The sequence below is a fragment of the Pseudomonas sp. 9.1(2019) genome (assembly GCF_009910445.1).
Taxonomy (GTDB): Bacteria; Pseudomonadota; Gammaproteobacteria; order Pseudomonadales; family Pseudomonadaceae; genus Aquipseudomonas; species Aquipseudomonas paraversuta.
In genome coordinates, this window is the sequence record NZ_VBWF01000020.1 from 1 (window position 1) to 866 (window position 866).

Consider the following 866-nt stretch of genomic DNA (forward strand, 5'->3'; position numbering starts at 1 on the left):
TGGGCGTGAATTTCGCCTTCGGCATATTCCCATTCAGAGACACTCTGCCCGACCTTTTCCCACACCAGTCGGCCCAGGCCGTCATATTTGCGCTCGCCCAGCAGGACTTCATTAGTGCCCAATGAAGGGTGGCTAATCGAGACCGTGGCCGGCAATTCACCGTCATGGCCTTCGGCGTAGGTGCGTTTAATAAGCGACCCATCAGGCAGCGTGGTCGATACCAACCGGTCCCGCGCATCCCATTCTTGGCGGGTCTCCCGGCCCATGGCATCGGACTGGCTGATGCAACGGCCAAGGCCGTCATAGCTCCAGCGCAAGGTGTGTTGCAACTCCCCTTGGGCGCAAAATAATTGCTCGGTCAACGGCTTGCCATCCAGGCTATGGGTGGTCACTGTTCTGGCCCCGGCCACACCCTTGGCATCGGTCTGCCAGCTGCTGCCGGTCAGGGCTACCGGGTCGGCGAGGGTGTGCTGGGTGACACCGTTCGCGCCGGTTTCGGTCAGCACATTGCCCCAGTCATCAAAGGTGCGTTCAGTGGTCAGGCTCAGGGCCGGGACGTCTTCGTTACCCGGGTCGTAGCTGGTCTCACGGAACACCCGGCCCAGCACGTCATATTCGGCGGTCCAGGCGGTATAGGTCTCACCGCTGTCGGTCTGTTTTTCACGGCGGATTTCCCGGGCCATGCCATCGAGCCAGACAGTTTCCTTACGCCCGGAAGCGCCGATTCGGGTCTGGCAGCGCTCGCTGGCCGACAACGAATAGGCCCAGTTGACCTCAGCCTCGAACGCCGAATCCGGGGCCGCGACTTCCTGAGTCACACGGCCCAGGGCATCGTGGGCAAAGGCCATGCGCAGCTGCTCGTCGGT

Annotated in this window: 1 pseudogene; it reads right to left on the reverse strand. The window is 62.1% G+C overall.

The features are described 5' to 3' along the window. Positions 1-866: pseudogene (locus tag FEZ21_RS22410) on the reverse strand (hypothetical protein); the annotation flags it as partial.